A 12,168-nucleotide genomic window follows, 5' to 3' on the forward strand; every position below is an offset into this window, starting at 1 on the left:
ACACGCTGTCCGCCCTTCGGGGTGCAGCGTTGTGGCTCGGCGCACCCACGGTGCGCAACCCACGGTAGTCCCGGAGACGGGCCGCCTCAACGGCTCAAGCCATTCTGTCTACACCTGTTCCGCAGCCAGGCACAGGTCGGCCCAGGCGCGGGCCTTGTCGGCCGGGTTGCGCAGCAGGTAGGCGGGGTGGTAGCTCGCGACCACCGGCAGCGCCGGCAGGCCCGGCAGGTCCATTGGCACCACGCGGCCGCGCAGCTTGCCGAGCGGCTCGCTGGTCTGCATCAGGCTCTGGGCCGCCAGCGGCCCCATGGCGAGCACCACGCTCGGCGCCAGCGCCGCGGCGCCCTCCGCCAGCGCTTCGTCGATCGGCCGCGGGCTGCCGGGCTGGCCCGAGGCGACGCCGCGGTGGGTGCGCATCAGGTGCACCGGCAGCGCGCCGCCATGCAGTTGCAGCGCGTTCAGCATGTTGTGGAGCAGCCGGCCGGCATCGCCGTCGAACGGATCGCCATGACGGCCATCCAGCGCCGGCGGCATGTCGGCCACGATCAGCCAGCCTCCCTGGGCCGCGGCCGGATCGCCGGCGAGGCGACGTGGCGCCTCGGCCAGCACGGCGGCTCCGTGCCCCGCCGCCGCGGGTGCGCGCTGGACGACGGGCGCCGGTGCGGCGACGGCCGGTGCCGCTCGCGCGGGCGCCGCGGCGGGGAGCGCCGGTGCCTCGGCCTCGATCGCGGGCGCCGTCCGGGCCGCGGGGGCTTCCGGCACCGGCGCTTCGACCGCTTCCGGCTGGCGCCACCAGAAGAGCTTGATGCCCATTTCGTCGAGCATGGCGCGCTGGCGCGCATCGAGTGTCAAAGCTTCGGAAGTCATTTCAGTCCGCCCCAGGCGCTCGTTGATTCGTGCAGGCGCAGGCTCATCACGACCGCATCCTCGCGGGCGCTGCCTTGCGCCGGGTAGTAGCCCTTGCGCATGCCCACGCGCCGGAAGCCGTTGCGCTCGTAGACCGCCAGCGCGCGCAGGTTGCTGGCCCGCACCTCGAGCCACAGCCACTGCGCGTTCTGGCCGCGCGACCAGCCGGCCAGGGCCTCCAGCATCAGCGGCGCCCAGCCCTGGCCCTGGAAGGCCGGCGCGACGGTGATGTTGAGCAGATGCACTTCGTCGACGCCCTTCATGGCGACGAAATAGCCGATCAGCGTCTCGCCGGGCTCGCGCGCCACCACCCGGTGCCAGAGGGCGCGAGCGCCCCGCGGGGCCTCGGCGGGATCGCTCTCGGCCGGCGGCGCCACCAGGCACTGGCAGTGGTAGCCGGCGGCCAGCGAATCGGTGAAGTTGGCCGGTGTCCAGGGATGGGTGAAGGCGCTGCGTTCGATCGCGCAGACGGCCGGCACCCGTTCGAGCGTGATCGGCTCGAGGCGCGCCTCGCGCGGCGACGACAAGACGGCGCTCATCCGGCAACCTCGCTCATGCAGCCCCCTTCAGCGCCGCGCGCTCTTCGGTCGTCTGCGCCACCTTGTCGCGCACGTACAGCGGCCAGGCCTCGGCCGGCGCCACCGTCCGGCCGGCGGCCAGCAGCGCCGGCGCCAGCCGCAGCATCGCGGCCGCGGTGGGCAGCACCTCGTGGCGCGCCACCGCGCGCGGCAGGCGCTCACCATAGGCGGCGAAGGCATTGCCGGCGAGCGCCCAGCCCTCCGGCACCACGACGCCTTCGGGTGCCATCAGTTCGGCCTCGCTGGCGACCCACTCGACCCCGAAGTCGTAGCTGGCCGCATAGACCTGGTCCATGCGCGCATCGAGCACCGCGACCACGCGGGTGGCGCCGAAGCGGTCGTGGGCCTCCTCGGCCACGGCGTGCAGGGTGTCGATCGGCAGCAGCCGGACGCCGGCGCCGTAGCCGAGCCCCTGCGCCACCGAGCAGGCCGTGCGCAGGCCGGTGAACGAGCCCGGCCCGCGGCCGAAGGCGATGGCGTCGAGTTCGCGCAAGCTCAGCCCGGCGGCCCCGAGCAGCTGCTGGATCAGGGGAATCAGGCTGGCCGACGACTGCGCACCGCCGGTCCCGCTGTGCTCCAGCAGCAGGTCGCCGTGGCGCACCGCGATCGACAGCGCCTCGGTGCTGGTGTCGAAGGCGAGCAGCCTAGCCATCGGCACGCCCTCCGGCCGCGGCCGCCACGGCCCCCGCGGGAATCGGCCGCACACCCGGCGCCCGGCTGCGCTGGACGCCGAACAGGATGCCGGCGGTCACCAGCATGAGGCCCGCGAACAGGCTCCAGCTCAGCGGTTCGCCGAGGAAGATCACGGCGCCGAACGCGGACAGCCCCGGCACCAGCGCCGTGATCATGGTGGAGCGCACCGGCCCGAAGTACTGGATCATCCGCGTGAAGGCGATGCCCGAGATCACCACCGAACCGAGGCCCTGGAAAGCCATCTGGAACAGGATCTCGCCGACCGGCGCGCTGGCCAGGTGGCTGCGGACGAGGCCGGCCGCGGTCAGCAGCGCATAGGCCGGCACGAAGGCCGCGAAGGCGAACACGGTGATGGCGATGGTGGCGCGCACCGCCTCGAGCCCGTGGCGCCGGACGACGATGCTGTAGCAGGCCCAGCTGAAGGCCGCGCTCATGAAGAGCAGGTCGCCCTTCCAGATCTGGCCGCCTTCGAGCGCGTGCAGCAGGCTGGCGCCGCCGACGAACAGGTCGCCGAGGACGATCAGCGCCAGCCCGAGCGCGCGCAGCGGCGTGATGCGGTCGCGCAGGATCAGGGCCGCCAGCAGCGTGGTCCACAGAGGAAGGCTGCCGGGCATCAGCACCGAGGCGTGGCTGGCCGGCGCGAAGAAGAACCCGGTATAGGCCAGGAGCGCGTAGGCCAGGCCGCCGCAGACGCCGGCCAGCGCGGTCAGTCGCAGCGGCAGCGGCGAGAGGCCGAAGAAGGAGTCGCGGGCCGAGCCTTCGGCGCGGGCGCGCATGACCAGCCAGGCGCCCCAGGGCAGCAGCACCAGGCTGGCGCCGCAGATGCGGGCGAAGGCGAGGTCGAAGGGCGTCAGCGAGCGCCCGGCGGAAGCGCGCGCGATGACGATGAACGCGGTCCAGACCCCCACCGTGACGACGGCCGCGCCGATGCCGATGGTGCGGGCTGAGAAACGGGGGGCTGCGGGCATCGGGGGATTATCCAGGGTGGGCGGCCGGCCTGCAGCCGCCGGCCGCGAGAGCCGGCGCCGGCCCGGGATAATCCCGGCATGACCGTCGCCCCGCCGTCCGAGCACCGCCGCTCGCGCCTTGCCCGCCCCCTGGCTTTCGTCCTTGCACTCGCCGCCGCCGCGGCGCCGGTCCTGGCCCAGGGTCTGCCGAACGAGGTCGAGGCGGCGCTGGCCCGCGCCAAGGTGCCGCGCGACGCGGTCACGATGCTGGTGGTGGATGCCGAGGGCGTACAGCCGCCGCGGCTCGCCTGGCGCTCCCAGGTGCCGGTCAACCCGGCGTCGATCATGAAGCTGGTCACCACCTATGCGGCGCTCGACCTGCTGGGCCCGGCCTTCACCTGGCAGACGCCGGTGTACGTCGACGGCCCGGTGCGCAATGGCGTGCTCGAGGGCAATCTCTACATCCAGGGCCAGGGCGACCCGAAGCTGGTGATCGAACGGCTGTGGCTGCTGCTGCGCCGGGTGAAGGGGCTCGGCATCCAGGCCGTGCAGGGCGACATCGTGCTCGATCGCAGCGCCTTCGAGGTGGCCGACAGCGATCCGAATGCCTTCGACGGCGAGGGCCAGCGCCCCTACAACGCCGCCCCGGACGCCCTGCTGGTCAACTTCAAGTCGGTGGTCATGACCTTCGTGCCCGACCGCGGCGCGCAGACCGCGCGGGTGAGCTACGAACCCCCGCTGGCCGGCGTCGCGATGCAGGCCGCGGTGCCGCTGGCGACCGGCGAATGCGGCGACTGGCGCAGCGCCCTGGGCAGCGACTTCGCCGATCCGGCGCGGCTCGGATTCGCCGGCAGCTTTCCGGCCGCCTGCGGCGAAAAGACCTGGGCCGTGGCCTATGCCGATCCGCGCAGCTACGCCGAGCGCGCGGTCGGCGGCCTCTGGGCCGAGATCGGCGGCCGGCTCCAGGGCCAGGTGCGCGACGGCCGGGTCCCCGCCGGGTTGCGGCCGGCGTTCGAGGCGGCATCGCCGCCGCTGGCCGAAGTGATCCGGGACATCAACAAGTACAGCAACAACGTGATGGCGCAGCAGCTCTTCCTGACGCTCGGGCTGCAGCAGAAGAAGCGCGGCACGCTCGACGCCTCGCGCGCCACGCTGCGCCAGTGGTGGAACGAGCGCATCGGCACCGGCGAGGGCCAGCCGGTGATCGACAACGGCTCGGGTCTGTCGCGCGACGAGCGCATCAGCGCCGCCGCGCTGGGCAGGATGCTGCAGGTGGCCTGGCGCTCGCCGCTGATGCCGGAGCTGGCGTCCTCGCTGCCGGCCTCCGGCGTCGACGGCACCCTGCGCAAGCGGGCGCTGCGTTCGGGCGGCGCCGCGCACCTGAAGACCGGCACCTTGCGCGATGCCGCCGGCGTGGCCGGCTACGTGCATGGGACCAGCGGCCGGCGCTGGGTGGTGGTCGCGATCGCCAACCACGCCAATGCGGTCGCGGCGCGTCCGGCCTTCGACGCCCTGGTCGACTGGGCCGCCCAGGACTGACCCCGCGCTCGCCGTGTAGGCGGCGGCCGCTTGCGCATGGGGCGGGCGGTGACCAGAATCGGTTGCCGGTCGAAACCCCGCAGGAGACGCATCCCATGAACAGACTCCCAGCCCTCGCCCTCTCGGGCGTCGCCCTGATGATCCTCGCTGGCTGTGGAGGCGGCGGCAACGACGGCTTCGCCGTCAACGTGCCGGCGGACACCGGGCGCGGCTCGGTCGTGACCCAGCCGCCGGAGCGGGTGCAGCGGCTCACGACCGACCAGTTCACGGCGTTGCTGCAGGTCACTGCGCAGGGCCGTTCGCTGCAGACCATCGCCGGCACGCCGAAGTGCGGCGTCGATTTGCGCTACCTCGAATACCGCACCATCGGCGGCCAGGGCGAGGCCACCAATGCGACCGCCGCGATCATGGTGCCGGCCGGAACCGACCCGGCCTGCAACGGTCCCCGCCCGGTGGTGCTGTACGCGCACGGCACCGCCGTGGAACGCAGCTACAACATCGCCCGCTGGACCGACACCAGCCAGCCAGCGGCGGCCGAAGGGGTGATCGTGGCGGCGATGTTCGCGGCCCAGGGCTTCATCGTGGTGGCGCCGAACTACGCCGGCTACGACAAGTCGACCCTCACCTACCACCCCTACCTCAACGGCAACCAGCAGGGCAAGGACATGGTCGATGCGCTGACCGCGGCGCGCAAGACCTTTCCCTTCATCGACGCCAGCGACGCCGGCGCGCTGTTCGTGACGGGCTATTCGCAGGGCGGCTACGTCGCCCTGGCGGCGCACCGCGAGCTGCAGGCCATCGGCGCGAAGGTGGCGGCGTCGGCGCCGCTGTCTGCGCCGTCCGCCATCAGCCTGCTGACCGACTACACCTTCAGCGGCTGGCCGGCGCTGGGCAGCACGCTGTTCACGCCGCTGCTGTCGACCAGCTGGCAGAAGCAGTTCGGCTACGTCTACAACAACACCGCCGACATCTACGAAGCCCAGTACGCCGCCGGCATCGACACCCTGCTGCCGAGCCTCGTGCCGAGCAACACGCTCTACACCACCGGCAAGCTGCCGCCGCTGGCGCTTTTTGCGCCGAACGCGGTGCCGGGCCCGGTCGATCCCTCGCTGGCCGTGTTCTATGCGCCCAACAACCTGGTTCGCCAGACTTACCTGACGCAGGCCGCCACCGACATCCAAGTCAACCCCTGCCCGGGCAATGCGCTGCCGGCGACGCCGGCCTCGCTCAACAATGCGGCGCCGCTGGGCTGCCGGCCACTGCTCGGCTTCCGCAGGGCGGCGCTGGCGAACGACCTGCGCAACTGGCTGCCGACGCGCCCGGTGCTGATGTGCGGCGGCGCCAACGACCCGACCGTGAACTTCCTGAGCACGCGGGCCACGGCCGGCTACTTCCGCGCCAGCGGCATGCCGGCAACGGCGCTGACCGTAGTCGACCTCGAGGACATCAACGCCACCGACGCCTTCTCGGCGGCGCGGGCCGGCTTCGCGCAGGCCAAGATCGGCACCGCGACCAGCGCCGGCGGCACGACTGCGGACCAGCAGCAGGCGGTGGTGCAGGCTTATCACGGGACGCTGGTGCCGCCGTTCTGCGTGGCGGCGGCGCGGGGGTTCTTTGTGGGGGTGCTGGCAGCGGGACTCTGATCAGTTGAGGACAGAACAAGAACCGCTGCGCGGTTTCTTGGTCTGTCCCGCAAGGTCTCAGGAAGCCGCTGCCCGCGTCAACCTGTCCCGCACGCCTTCCCACTCGGGGCCGGGCGGCGGGGTCTCGACCCAGATCAGCTTGACGCCCTCGGCGTCGAAGGCGCGCAGCACCGCGAAAAGCTGCTGCGCGGCGGCGCTTGCGTCGTCGGGCATGCGCCGCTGCAGCAGGCGCTGCGAGCGGCTGTTCAACACGGTCCGCGACCAGACCGCCATGTTGGCGGCGTTCGCCCCCAGAACGTCGAGACCGGCCTGCAACGCCTTGGCGTCCATCAAGCGCACCTTGGCGCTCGGCGCGTAGTGCGCTTCGAGGGTTCCGGAGGCACGCGGGTCGGGCGCCCCGAGCGAGTCCTTGTCGCGCAGCGGCTCGCCGCCGGCGGCCTCGATCTGCGTGCGCGTGATCGCGCCGGGACGCAGCAGCACCGGCGCGCCGCGGCTGCAGTCGACGATGGTCGATTCGATGCCGACCTCGCACGGTCCGCCGTCGACCACCAGCAGCGTGTCGCCGAACTCCTGCTGCACGTGCAGCGCGGTGGTCGGACTGACGCGGCCGAAACGATTGGCGCTCGGCCCGGCGACGCCCAGCACGCCCTGTTCGGCACAGGCGGCCAGCAGGGCCTGCGCCACCGGATGCGCCGGGCAACGCAGGCCGATGGTGTCCTGGCCGCCGGCTGCCGCGGCGCCGACGCCAGGCTGGCGTTCGACGATCAGCGTCAGCGGGCCGGGCCAGAAGGCGCGCACCAGCTTCTGGGCGAAGGCCGGCAGGGGCCGGGCGAAATGCGCCAGCGCCTCGGTGCCCCGGGCGCCCGCCGCCACGTGGACGATCAGCGGGTGGTCGCTGGGCCGGCCCTTGGCCGCGAAAATGCCCGCGACCGCGGCATCGCTGCCGGCGTCGGCGCCCAGTCCGTAGACGGTTTCGGTCGGAAAGGCGACCAGGCCGCCGGCGCGCAGGACCTGCGCCGCCTCGGCAATCGCCTCGGGCAGGCGGCCATCGCGGATCATCCCGGCGCCCCCGCTCATTCGGACAACGGGATCGCCAGCCCCAGCAAGGCCGCCGCGAAGTCGGCGGTGCTGCGGACCGTCTCGATTCCGTCGCCGGTGATGTTGAGGTGGCCCATCTTGCGGCCGCGGCGCGCCTCGGTCTTGCCGTAGAGGTGCAGGTGGGTGCCGGGCAGGGCCAGCACGTCGGCCCAGCGCGGCTCCTGCGGCGTCTCGCCGTCGACGAACCACAGGTCACCCAGCAGGTTCAGCATGATCGCCACGCTGTGCTGGCGCGGCGGATTGAGCGGCAGGCCGGCCAGCGTGCGCACCTGCAGTTCGAACTGCGAGACATCGCTGGCGTCCACCGTCCAGTGGCCGCTGTTGTGGGGGCGCGGCGCCATCTCGTTGACCACCAGCCGGCCGTCGCCGAGCACGAAGAACTCGACGCACAGCACCCCGACGTACGCCAGCCCGTCGGCGATCGAGCGGGCCGCGGCCACGGCGCGGCGGGCGGTCGACTCGGGCATGTTGTGGGGATGGACCTCGGTGACGGCCAGGATGCCGTCGCGGTGCAGGTTGCGCTGCACCGGGAAATTCACCATCTGCCCGTCCTCGCCTCGAGCGACGATCACCGAGCATTCGAAGTCGAGGGGCAGCAGCTGCTCGAGCACGCAAGGCACGTCGCCGGCGTCGTGCCAGGCGGCCTGCAGCTCGGCCCGGGTCGCCACCCGGCGCTGGCCCTTGCCGTCGTAGCCGAGCCGCGCGGTCTTGAGGATGCCGGGCAGCAGTTCGTCCGCCACGGCCGCCAGCTGCTCGTCGGTCTCGATCACGGCGTAAGGCGCGCATTCGACGCCGCAGCGCACGAAGTGGCTTTTTTCGCGGATCCGGTCCTGGGCGATCGCCACCGCGTCGGCGCCCGGCGACACCGGCCGGGCCGTCGCCAGGTGCGCGAGCGAGGGCGCCGGCACGTTCTCGAACTCGGTCGTCACGGCGTCGGCCAGGCCGGCCAGCCGCGCCAGGCCGTCGACGTCGGTGTAGTCGGTGTGGATGTGGTGGTGGCTCACCCGCCCGGCCGGGCTGTCGGCGTCGGGGTCGAGCACCGCGGTGAAATAGCCCATGGTCTGGGCCGCGTGCACGAACATCCGCCCCAGCTGGCCGCCCCCGAGCACCCCGAGCGTGGCGCCCGGCAACACGACGCTCATTTCGACACCTCCGCGCTGCGCGCTGCGGTGTTCGCCTTGGGAGCGGCCCGGCGGCTCACAATGCCCCCCCGCCCTGCGGCGAGAACGGCGACACCGGCTCGGCATCGCCCGGCGGCAAGGTCATGGCCTGCGCGGCCTCGGTCTGCCGCAGCCGGAAGGCGTCGAGTTGCGCCCGCAGCGCCGGATCCCCGACCGCCAGCATGGCGACCGCGAACAGCGCCGCGTTGGCCGCCCCGGCATTGCCGATCGCGAAGGTCGCCACCGGCACGCCCTTGGGCATCTGGACGATGCTGTAGAGCGAATCGACGCCCTGCAGGTGCCGGCTGGCGACCGGCACGCCGAGCACCGGCACCGTGGTCTTGGCCGCCAGCATGCCCGGCAGGTGGGCGGCCCCTCCGGCGCCGGCGATGATCGCCGCCAGCCCGCGCGGCGCGGCGCTTTCGGCGTAGGCGAACAATTCGTCGGGCATCCGGTGGGCCGAGACCACCCGGGCTTCGTGGGCGATGCCGAATTGCTGGAGAATCTCGACCGCGTTGCGCATCGTCTCCCAGTCGGAGTTCGAGCCCATCACCACGCCGACCTGAATTGCTTGCTTCATGGTTCCAATTTTACGTTTCACCCCCACCTTCCCGCGATGATCGACATCACCCTCGAAAATTTCCAGTCCGAGCTGATCGACGGCTCGATGACCACGCCGGTCCTGCTCGACATCTGGGCCGAATGGTGCGGGCCCTGCAAACAGCTCGGGCCGGTGCTCGAAAAGCTCGAAGTCGAGTACGCCGGCCGTTTCACGCTGGCCAAGCTCGATGCCGACAAGGTGCCGCAGATCTCCGAGCAGCTGAGCCAGATGTTCGGCGTGCGCAGCATCCCGTTCTGCGTCATGTTCAAGGACGGCCAGCCGGTCGACGGCTTCGTCGGCGCGATCCCGGCCGACCAGATCCGCACCTTCCTCGACAAACACGTGCCGCCGGGCGACGAGGACGCGCCGCCGCTCGACGAAGAAGTCTCGGCCCAGCAGGCGCTGGCCGAGGGCGACACCCAGGGCGCGCTCGAGAAGCTGCAGCACGCGGTCGCCACCGACCCGGCCAACGACGACGTCCGCTTCGACTACGTCAAGCTGCTGCTGCAGGAAGGCCGCACCGACGACGCCAAGGTCGCGTTCGCCCCGGTGATCGCCAAGACCTCGCTGGTGCGCCGCTTCGATTCGCTGCAGCGCTGGATGGACGCGATCGACTTCGCGGCCCCGGCCACGGGGGCAGCACCCGCGCTGGCCGACCTGGACGGCCGCATCACCGCCAACAAGCGCGACTTCGACGCCCGTTTCGACCGCGCCCGCCTGCTGATGGCCGCTCGGCGCTGGACCGACGCCATGGACGAGCTGCTCGACATCCTGATGCGCGACAAGAGCTGGAACGAGGACCTGGCGCGCAAGACCTACATCGCGGTGCTCGACATCATCGAACCGCCGAAGGTCAAGGTCGCCGACGGCCAGATTCCGCCGGACGACCCGACCGTGGCCAGCTACCGGCGTCGACTGAGCAGCGTGGTGCTCAGCTGAGACCTCGCGGGACAGATCAAGAAACTGCGCAGCAGTTTTTGCTCTGTCCTCGACTGATTGGATGGAGCGCCCCCGAACGCGCTGCGATTGAGTGCGCAGGCCGTGTCGAATACCATGCAGCGAATATGTTGCACAAGGACACACAGCCCATGCGCTCCCGCCCTGCCGCCATCCCCCTTTTCACGGCCGCCCTGCTGGCAGCGATGCTGACGGCCGGCTGCGGCAGCGCCATCCCGCTCGACGAACCGATCGAAGGCCCGGTCTGGCGCCTCGACCAGCTCGGCGGCGAGCCGGTGGCCGCCGGCAGCGATCCGCGGCGCGATCCGCAGGTGGTGTTCAACCGCAGCAACGGACGCGTGAGCGGCTCGGGCGGCTGCAACCAGCTGTCGGGCACCTTCGAGCGCAGCGGCAGCGCGCTCAAGCTGAGCCAGCTGGCCTCGACCCGGATGGCCTGCGCCGACCCGGCGCTCGGCACCAAGGAGCAACAATTCTTTGCCGCCCTGCAGGCCACCGCCAGCTACCGGCTGCAGAGCCCGACCCGGCTGGCCTTGCTCGATGCGAGCGGGCGCACCGTGGCGACGCTGAGCGCGGCGCGCTGAGATCCCCCCCGGCTACCAGCGCGCCGGCAACTCCCGCAGCAGCGTCAGCTGGCGCTGCGCGACCGCCACGTAGCCCCCCTGCTCGAGGTCCTTGAGCAGCCGGCTCACCATTTCCCGCGAACAGCCGATCTCGCTGGCGATCGCCTGGTGCGTCAGCCGCTCGGCGATCGGCCGGCTGCCGTCCGCCGCCGGCGCCGACGCGCGTTCCTCAAGCAGGCGCTTCAGGCGCGCGTAGACGTCGAGCAACGCCATGCTGCGCGCGCTCTCGGTGGCCAGCCGGGCGCGGCGGATCAGCCGCACGATCAGCGCCAGCGCGAAATCGGGATGGTCGGCAATGTGCTGCAACATGGTTTCACGGGTGACGACCGCGCAGACGGTCGGCTCGACCGCTTCCACGCTGGCGGAACGCGGGCCGCCGTCGAGCGACATCTCGCCGACATATTCGCCCGCCCCGTGCAGGCCCAGCGTGATCTCGCGGCCGCGCGCGTCCGAAAGAAAGGCCCGCAGCCGCCCCGACAGCACGATGTAGATCGAGCCGCCCTGCTCGCCCTCCTCGATCAGCCGCGCCCGCGTTCGGTAGCGGCGCTGGATGCCGCGTTGGGCGAGTTGCAGCAGGGCGGGCGGGAGTGGGACGTTTTCGACACCGGAGGCAGCGGGCATCCGTCGAATATAAGGTCAGCGGGGCCGCCCCCGCCGGCCGTCACTCGCCGAATCTCAGCGCCGACACGATCTGCGGCATCCGCGAGACGCGGTGCACCACCTCGCGGATGCTGCTGCTGCCGGTCTTCTGCCGGACATTCTTGATGTGGGTGCGCACCGTGGACATCCGGATGCCTTCGAGGCAGGCGATTTCCTCGGCGCCATGTCCGGCGCAGAGCCGGGCCAGCACGTTCTGCTCGGCCCGGGTCAGGTGCCGGGCGCGGGCGAACATCTGCATCGTCAGCGTCTCGCAGCCGGGACGGCGGCTGCACATCACGAGCACCGTGTCGACGGTGCCGCTGCCGTGCACCGCGGCCAGCGGAATGAAGGCCACCGACAGCGAATCCTCGCCGTCTTCGAGCTCGACGATGCTGCGGCAGTCGCGCTCGGCATCCTTGAGGGCCTGGCGGATCTTCGCCTGGGAAGCGACGTTGCCGGCGCAGAGCATGCCCTCTCCGTTGCGCAGCGCGCGCGCCGCGGCCAGTTCGCGCCGGGCCGGGAAATTGGCATGCAGGATGCGGCCGGTCAGGTCCAGAAGCAGCAGGCCATGGTCGATTTCGTCGAGGACCCGGGCCAGCATGCCGGGCTGCAGCGCGTCCGGCGGCGCGGCGGTGACGTCGCGGCCAAAGCGCTCCAGGTAGTTGATCTCGAAATCTGCTGCGGTTTCCATGGTGCTCTCCTCATCTGGGGGGATGAAAAGAGTTTGGAAGACTGCGAGGCTGGCGTGCGGTGAGTATTGCCGCGGATTTTGTGATCTATTTACATT

At 71.7% G+C, this 12,168-nt stretch carries 13 protein-coding genes; 4 read left to right on the forward strand and 9 right to left on the reverse strand.

The genetic code is table 11. The features are described 5' to 3' along the window. Nucleotides 1-108: 108 nt before the first annotated feature. From QZH52_RS02585 to QZH52_RS02600, 4 genes are read right to left on the reverse strand one after another with little or no spacing between them, the layout of a single operon-like run. Nucleotides 109-867, reverse strand: a complete 759-nt coding sequence (locus tag QZH52_RS02585) for a uracil-DNA glycosylase family protein (RefSeq protein ID WP_301803370.1) — start codon at nt 865-867, stop codon at nt 109-111. Next, a complete protein-coding gene (rimI, locus tag QZH52_RS02590; protein WP_301803372.1) occupies nt 864-1,445 on the reverse strand; it encodes a ribosomal protein S18-alanine N-acetyltransferase in 582 nt (193 codons plus the stop codon). Before rimI ends, QZH52_RS02585 begins: the two co-directional genes overlap by 4 nt. Nucleotides 1,446-1,458: 13 nt before the next feature. Then, on the reverse strand, nt 1,459-2,136 hold the full coding sequence (gene tsaB, locus QZH52_RS02595; protein WP_301803374.1) for a tRNA (adenosine(37)-N6)-threonylcarbamoyltransferase complex dimerization subunit type 1 TsaB: 678 nt from the start codon (nt 2,134-2,136) through the stop codon (nt 1,459-1,461). Beyond that, nucleotides 2,129-3,145: a DMT family transporter gene (locus tag QZH52_RS02600; RefSeq protein ID WP_301803375.1), complete on the reverse strand. Its 1,017-nt coding sequence runs from the start codon at nt 3,143-3,145 to the stop codon at nt 2,129-2,131. The genes tsaB and QZH52_RS02600 overlap by 8 nt, the downstream gene beginning before the upstream one ends. 78 nt (nt 3,146-3,223) lie before the next feature. On the opposite strand from QZH52_RS02600, the gene dacB reads away from it, so the two are divergent. Next, a complete protein-coding gene (dacB, locus tag QZH52_RS02605) occupies nt 3,224-4,663 on the forward strand; it encodes a D-alanyl-D-alanine carboxypeptidase/D-alanyl-D-alanine endopeptidase (RefSeq protein ID WP_301803379.1) in 1,440 nt (479 codons plus the stop codon). Between the two features lie 95 nt (nt 4,664-4,758). Beyond that, nucleotides 4,759-6,306, forward strand: coding sequence for an alpha/beta hydrolase family protein (locus QZH52_RS02610; RefSeq protein WP_301803382.1), 1,548 nt, complete (start codon nt 4,759-4,761; stop codon nt 6,304-6,306). Nucleotides 6,307-6,363: 57 nt separating this feature from the next. Here the strand turns inward: QZH52_RS02610 and QZH52_RS02615 are convergent, their stop codons facing one another. Genes QZH52_RS02615 through purE form a run of 3 tightly spaced genes read right to left on the reverse strand, consistent with a single transcriptional unit; the run spans nt 6,364 to nt 9,144 of the window. Then, nucleotides 6,364-7,365 (reverse strand): L-threonylcarbamoyladenylate synthase, encoded by a 1,002-nt coding sequence (locus QZH52_RS02615; RefSeq protein WP_301804582.1) that lies wholly within the window; start codon nt 7,363-7,365, stop codon nt 6,364-6,366. A 14-nt stretch (nt 7,366-7,379) separates the two neighbouring features. Beyond that, nucleotides 7,380-8,546: a 5-(carboxyamino)imidazole ribonucleotide synthase gene (locus QZH52_RS02620; protein WP_301803384.1), complete on the reverse strand. Its 1,167-nt coding sequence runs from the start codon at nt 8,544-8,546 to the stop codon at nt 7,380-7,382. Between the two features lie 55 nt (nt 8,547-8,601). Beyond that, entirely contained in the window at nt 8,602-9,144 is a 543-nt protein-coding gene (gene purE / locus QZH52_RS02625; RefSeq protein ID WP_301803386.1) for a 5-(carboxyamino)imidazole ribonucleotide mutase, read from the reverse strand. A 36-nt stretch (nt 9,145-9,180) separates the two neighbouring features. On the opposite strand from purE, the gene QZH52_RS02630 reads away from it, so the two are divergent. Together QZH52_RS02630 and QZH52_RS02635 are read left to right on the forward strand one after the other, a co-directional pair. Further along, nucleotides 9,181-10,104, forward strand: a complete 924-nt coding sequence (locus QZH52_RS02630) for a tetratricopeptide repeat protein (protein ID WP_301803388.1) — start codon at nt 9,181-9,183, stop codon at nt 10,102-10,104. Nucleotides 10,105-10,253: 149 nt separating this feature from the next. Next, complete coding sequence (locus QZH52_RS02635; protein WP_301803391.1) at nt 10,254-10,703, forward strand: META domain-containing protein; 450 nt, start codon at nt 10,254-10,256, stop codon at nt 10,701-10,703. A 12-nt stretch (nt 10,704-10,715) separates the two neighbouring features. On the opposite strand, the gene QZH52_RS02640 is transcribed toward QZH52_RS02635, so the two are convergent. Both QZH52_RS02640 and QZH52_RS02645 read right to left on the reverse strand, forming a co-directional pair. Beyond that, nucleotides 10,716-11,363 carry a Crp/Fnr family transcriptional regulator gene (locus QZH52_RS02640; protein WP_286533481.1) on the reverse strand — a complete coding sequence of 216 codons (648 nt, stop codon included), beginning with the start codon at nt 11,361-11,363 and terminating at the stop codon, nt 10,716-10,718. Between the two features lie 40 nt (nt 11,364-11,403). Further along, nucleotides 11,404-12,072 carry a helix-turn-helix transcriptional regulator gene (locus QZH52_RS02645; RefSeq protein ID WP_301803399.1) on the reverse strand — a complete coding sequence of 223 codons (669 nt, stop codon included), beginning with the start codon at nt 12,070-12,072 and terminating at the stop codon, nt 11,404-11,406. Between the last annotated feature and the right edge of the window lie 96 nt (nt 12,073-12,168).

The sequence above is a fragment of the Variovorax ginsengisoli genome (genome assembly GCF_030486595.1).
Lineage (GTDB): Bacteria > Pseudomonadota > Gammaproteobacteria > Burkholderiales > Burkholderiaceae_C > Variovorax > Variovorax ginsengisoli_B.

Coding starts and splice junctions, on each gene's coding strand:
- QZH52_RS02615 (WP_301804582.1), bottom strand. CDS start 7,365: ATGATCCGCGATGGCCGCCTGCCCGAGGCGATTGCCGAGGCGGCGCAG.
- QZH52_RS02610 (WP_301803382.1), top strand. CDS start 4,759: ATGAACAGACTCCCAGCCCTCGCCCTCTCGGGCGTCGCCCTGATGATC.
- dacB (WP_301803379.1), top strand. CDS start 3,224: ATGACCGTCGCCCCGCCGTCCGAGCACCGCCGCTCGCGCCTTGCCCGC.
- QZH52_RS02640 (WP_286533481.1), bottom strand. CDS start 11,363: ATGCCCGCTGCCTCCGGTGTCGAAAACGTCCCACTCCCGCCCGCCCTG.
- QZH52_RS02620 (WP_301803384.1), bottom strand. CDS start 8,546: ATGAGCGTCGTGTTGCCGGGCGCCACGCTCGGGGTGCTCGGGGGCGGC.
- QZH52_RS02635 (WP_301803391.1), top strand. CDS start 10,254: ATGCGCTCCCGCCCTGCCGCCATCCCCCTTTTCACGGCCGCCCTGCTG.
- QZH52_RS02600 (WP_301803375.1), bottom strand. CDS start 3,145: ATGCCCGCAGCCCCCCGTTTCTCAGCCCGCACCATCGGCATCGGCGCG.
- purE (WP_301803386.1), bottom strand. CDS start 9,144: ATGAAGCAAGCAATTCAGGTCGGCGTGGTGATGGGCTCGAACTCCGAC.
- QZH52_RS02630 (WP_301803388.1), top strand. CDS start 9,181: ATGATCGACATCACCCTCGAAAATTTCCAGTCCGAGCTGATCGACGGC.
- tsaB (WP_301803374.1), bottom strand. CDS start 2,136: ATGGCTAGGCTGCTCGCCTTCGACACCAGCACCGAGGCGCTGTCGATC.
- rimI (WP_301803372.1), bottom strand. CDS start 1,445: ATGAGCGCCGTCTTGTCGTCGCCGCGCGAGGCGCGCCTCGAGCCGATC.
- QZH52_RS02645 (WP_301803399.1), bottom strand. CDS start 12,072: ATGGAAACCGCAGCAGATTTCGAGATCAACTACCTGGAGCGCTTTGGC.
- QZH52_RS02585 (WP_301803370.1), bottom strand. CDS start 867: ATGACTTCCGAAGCTTTGACACTCGATGCGCGCCAGCGCGCCATGCTC.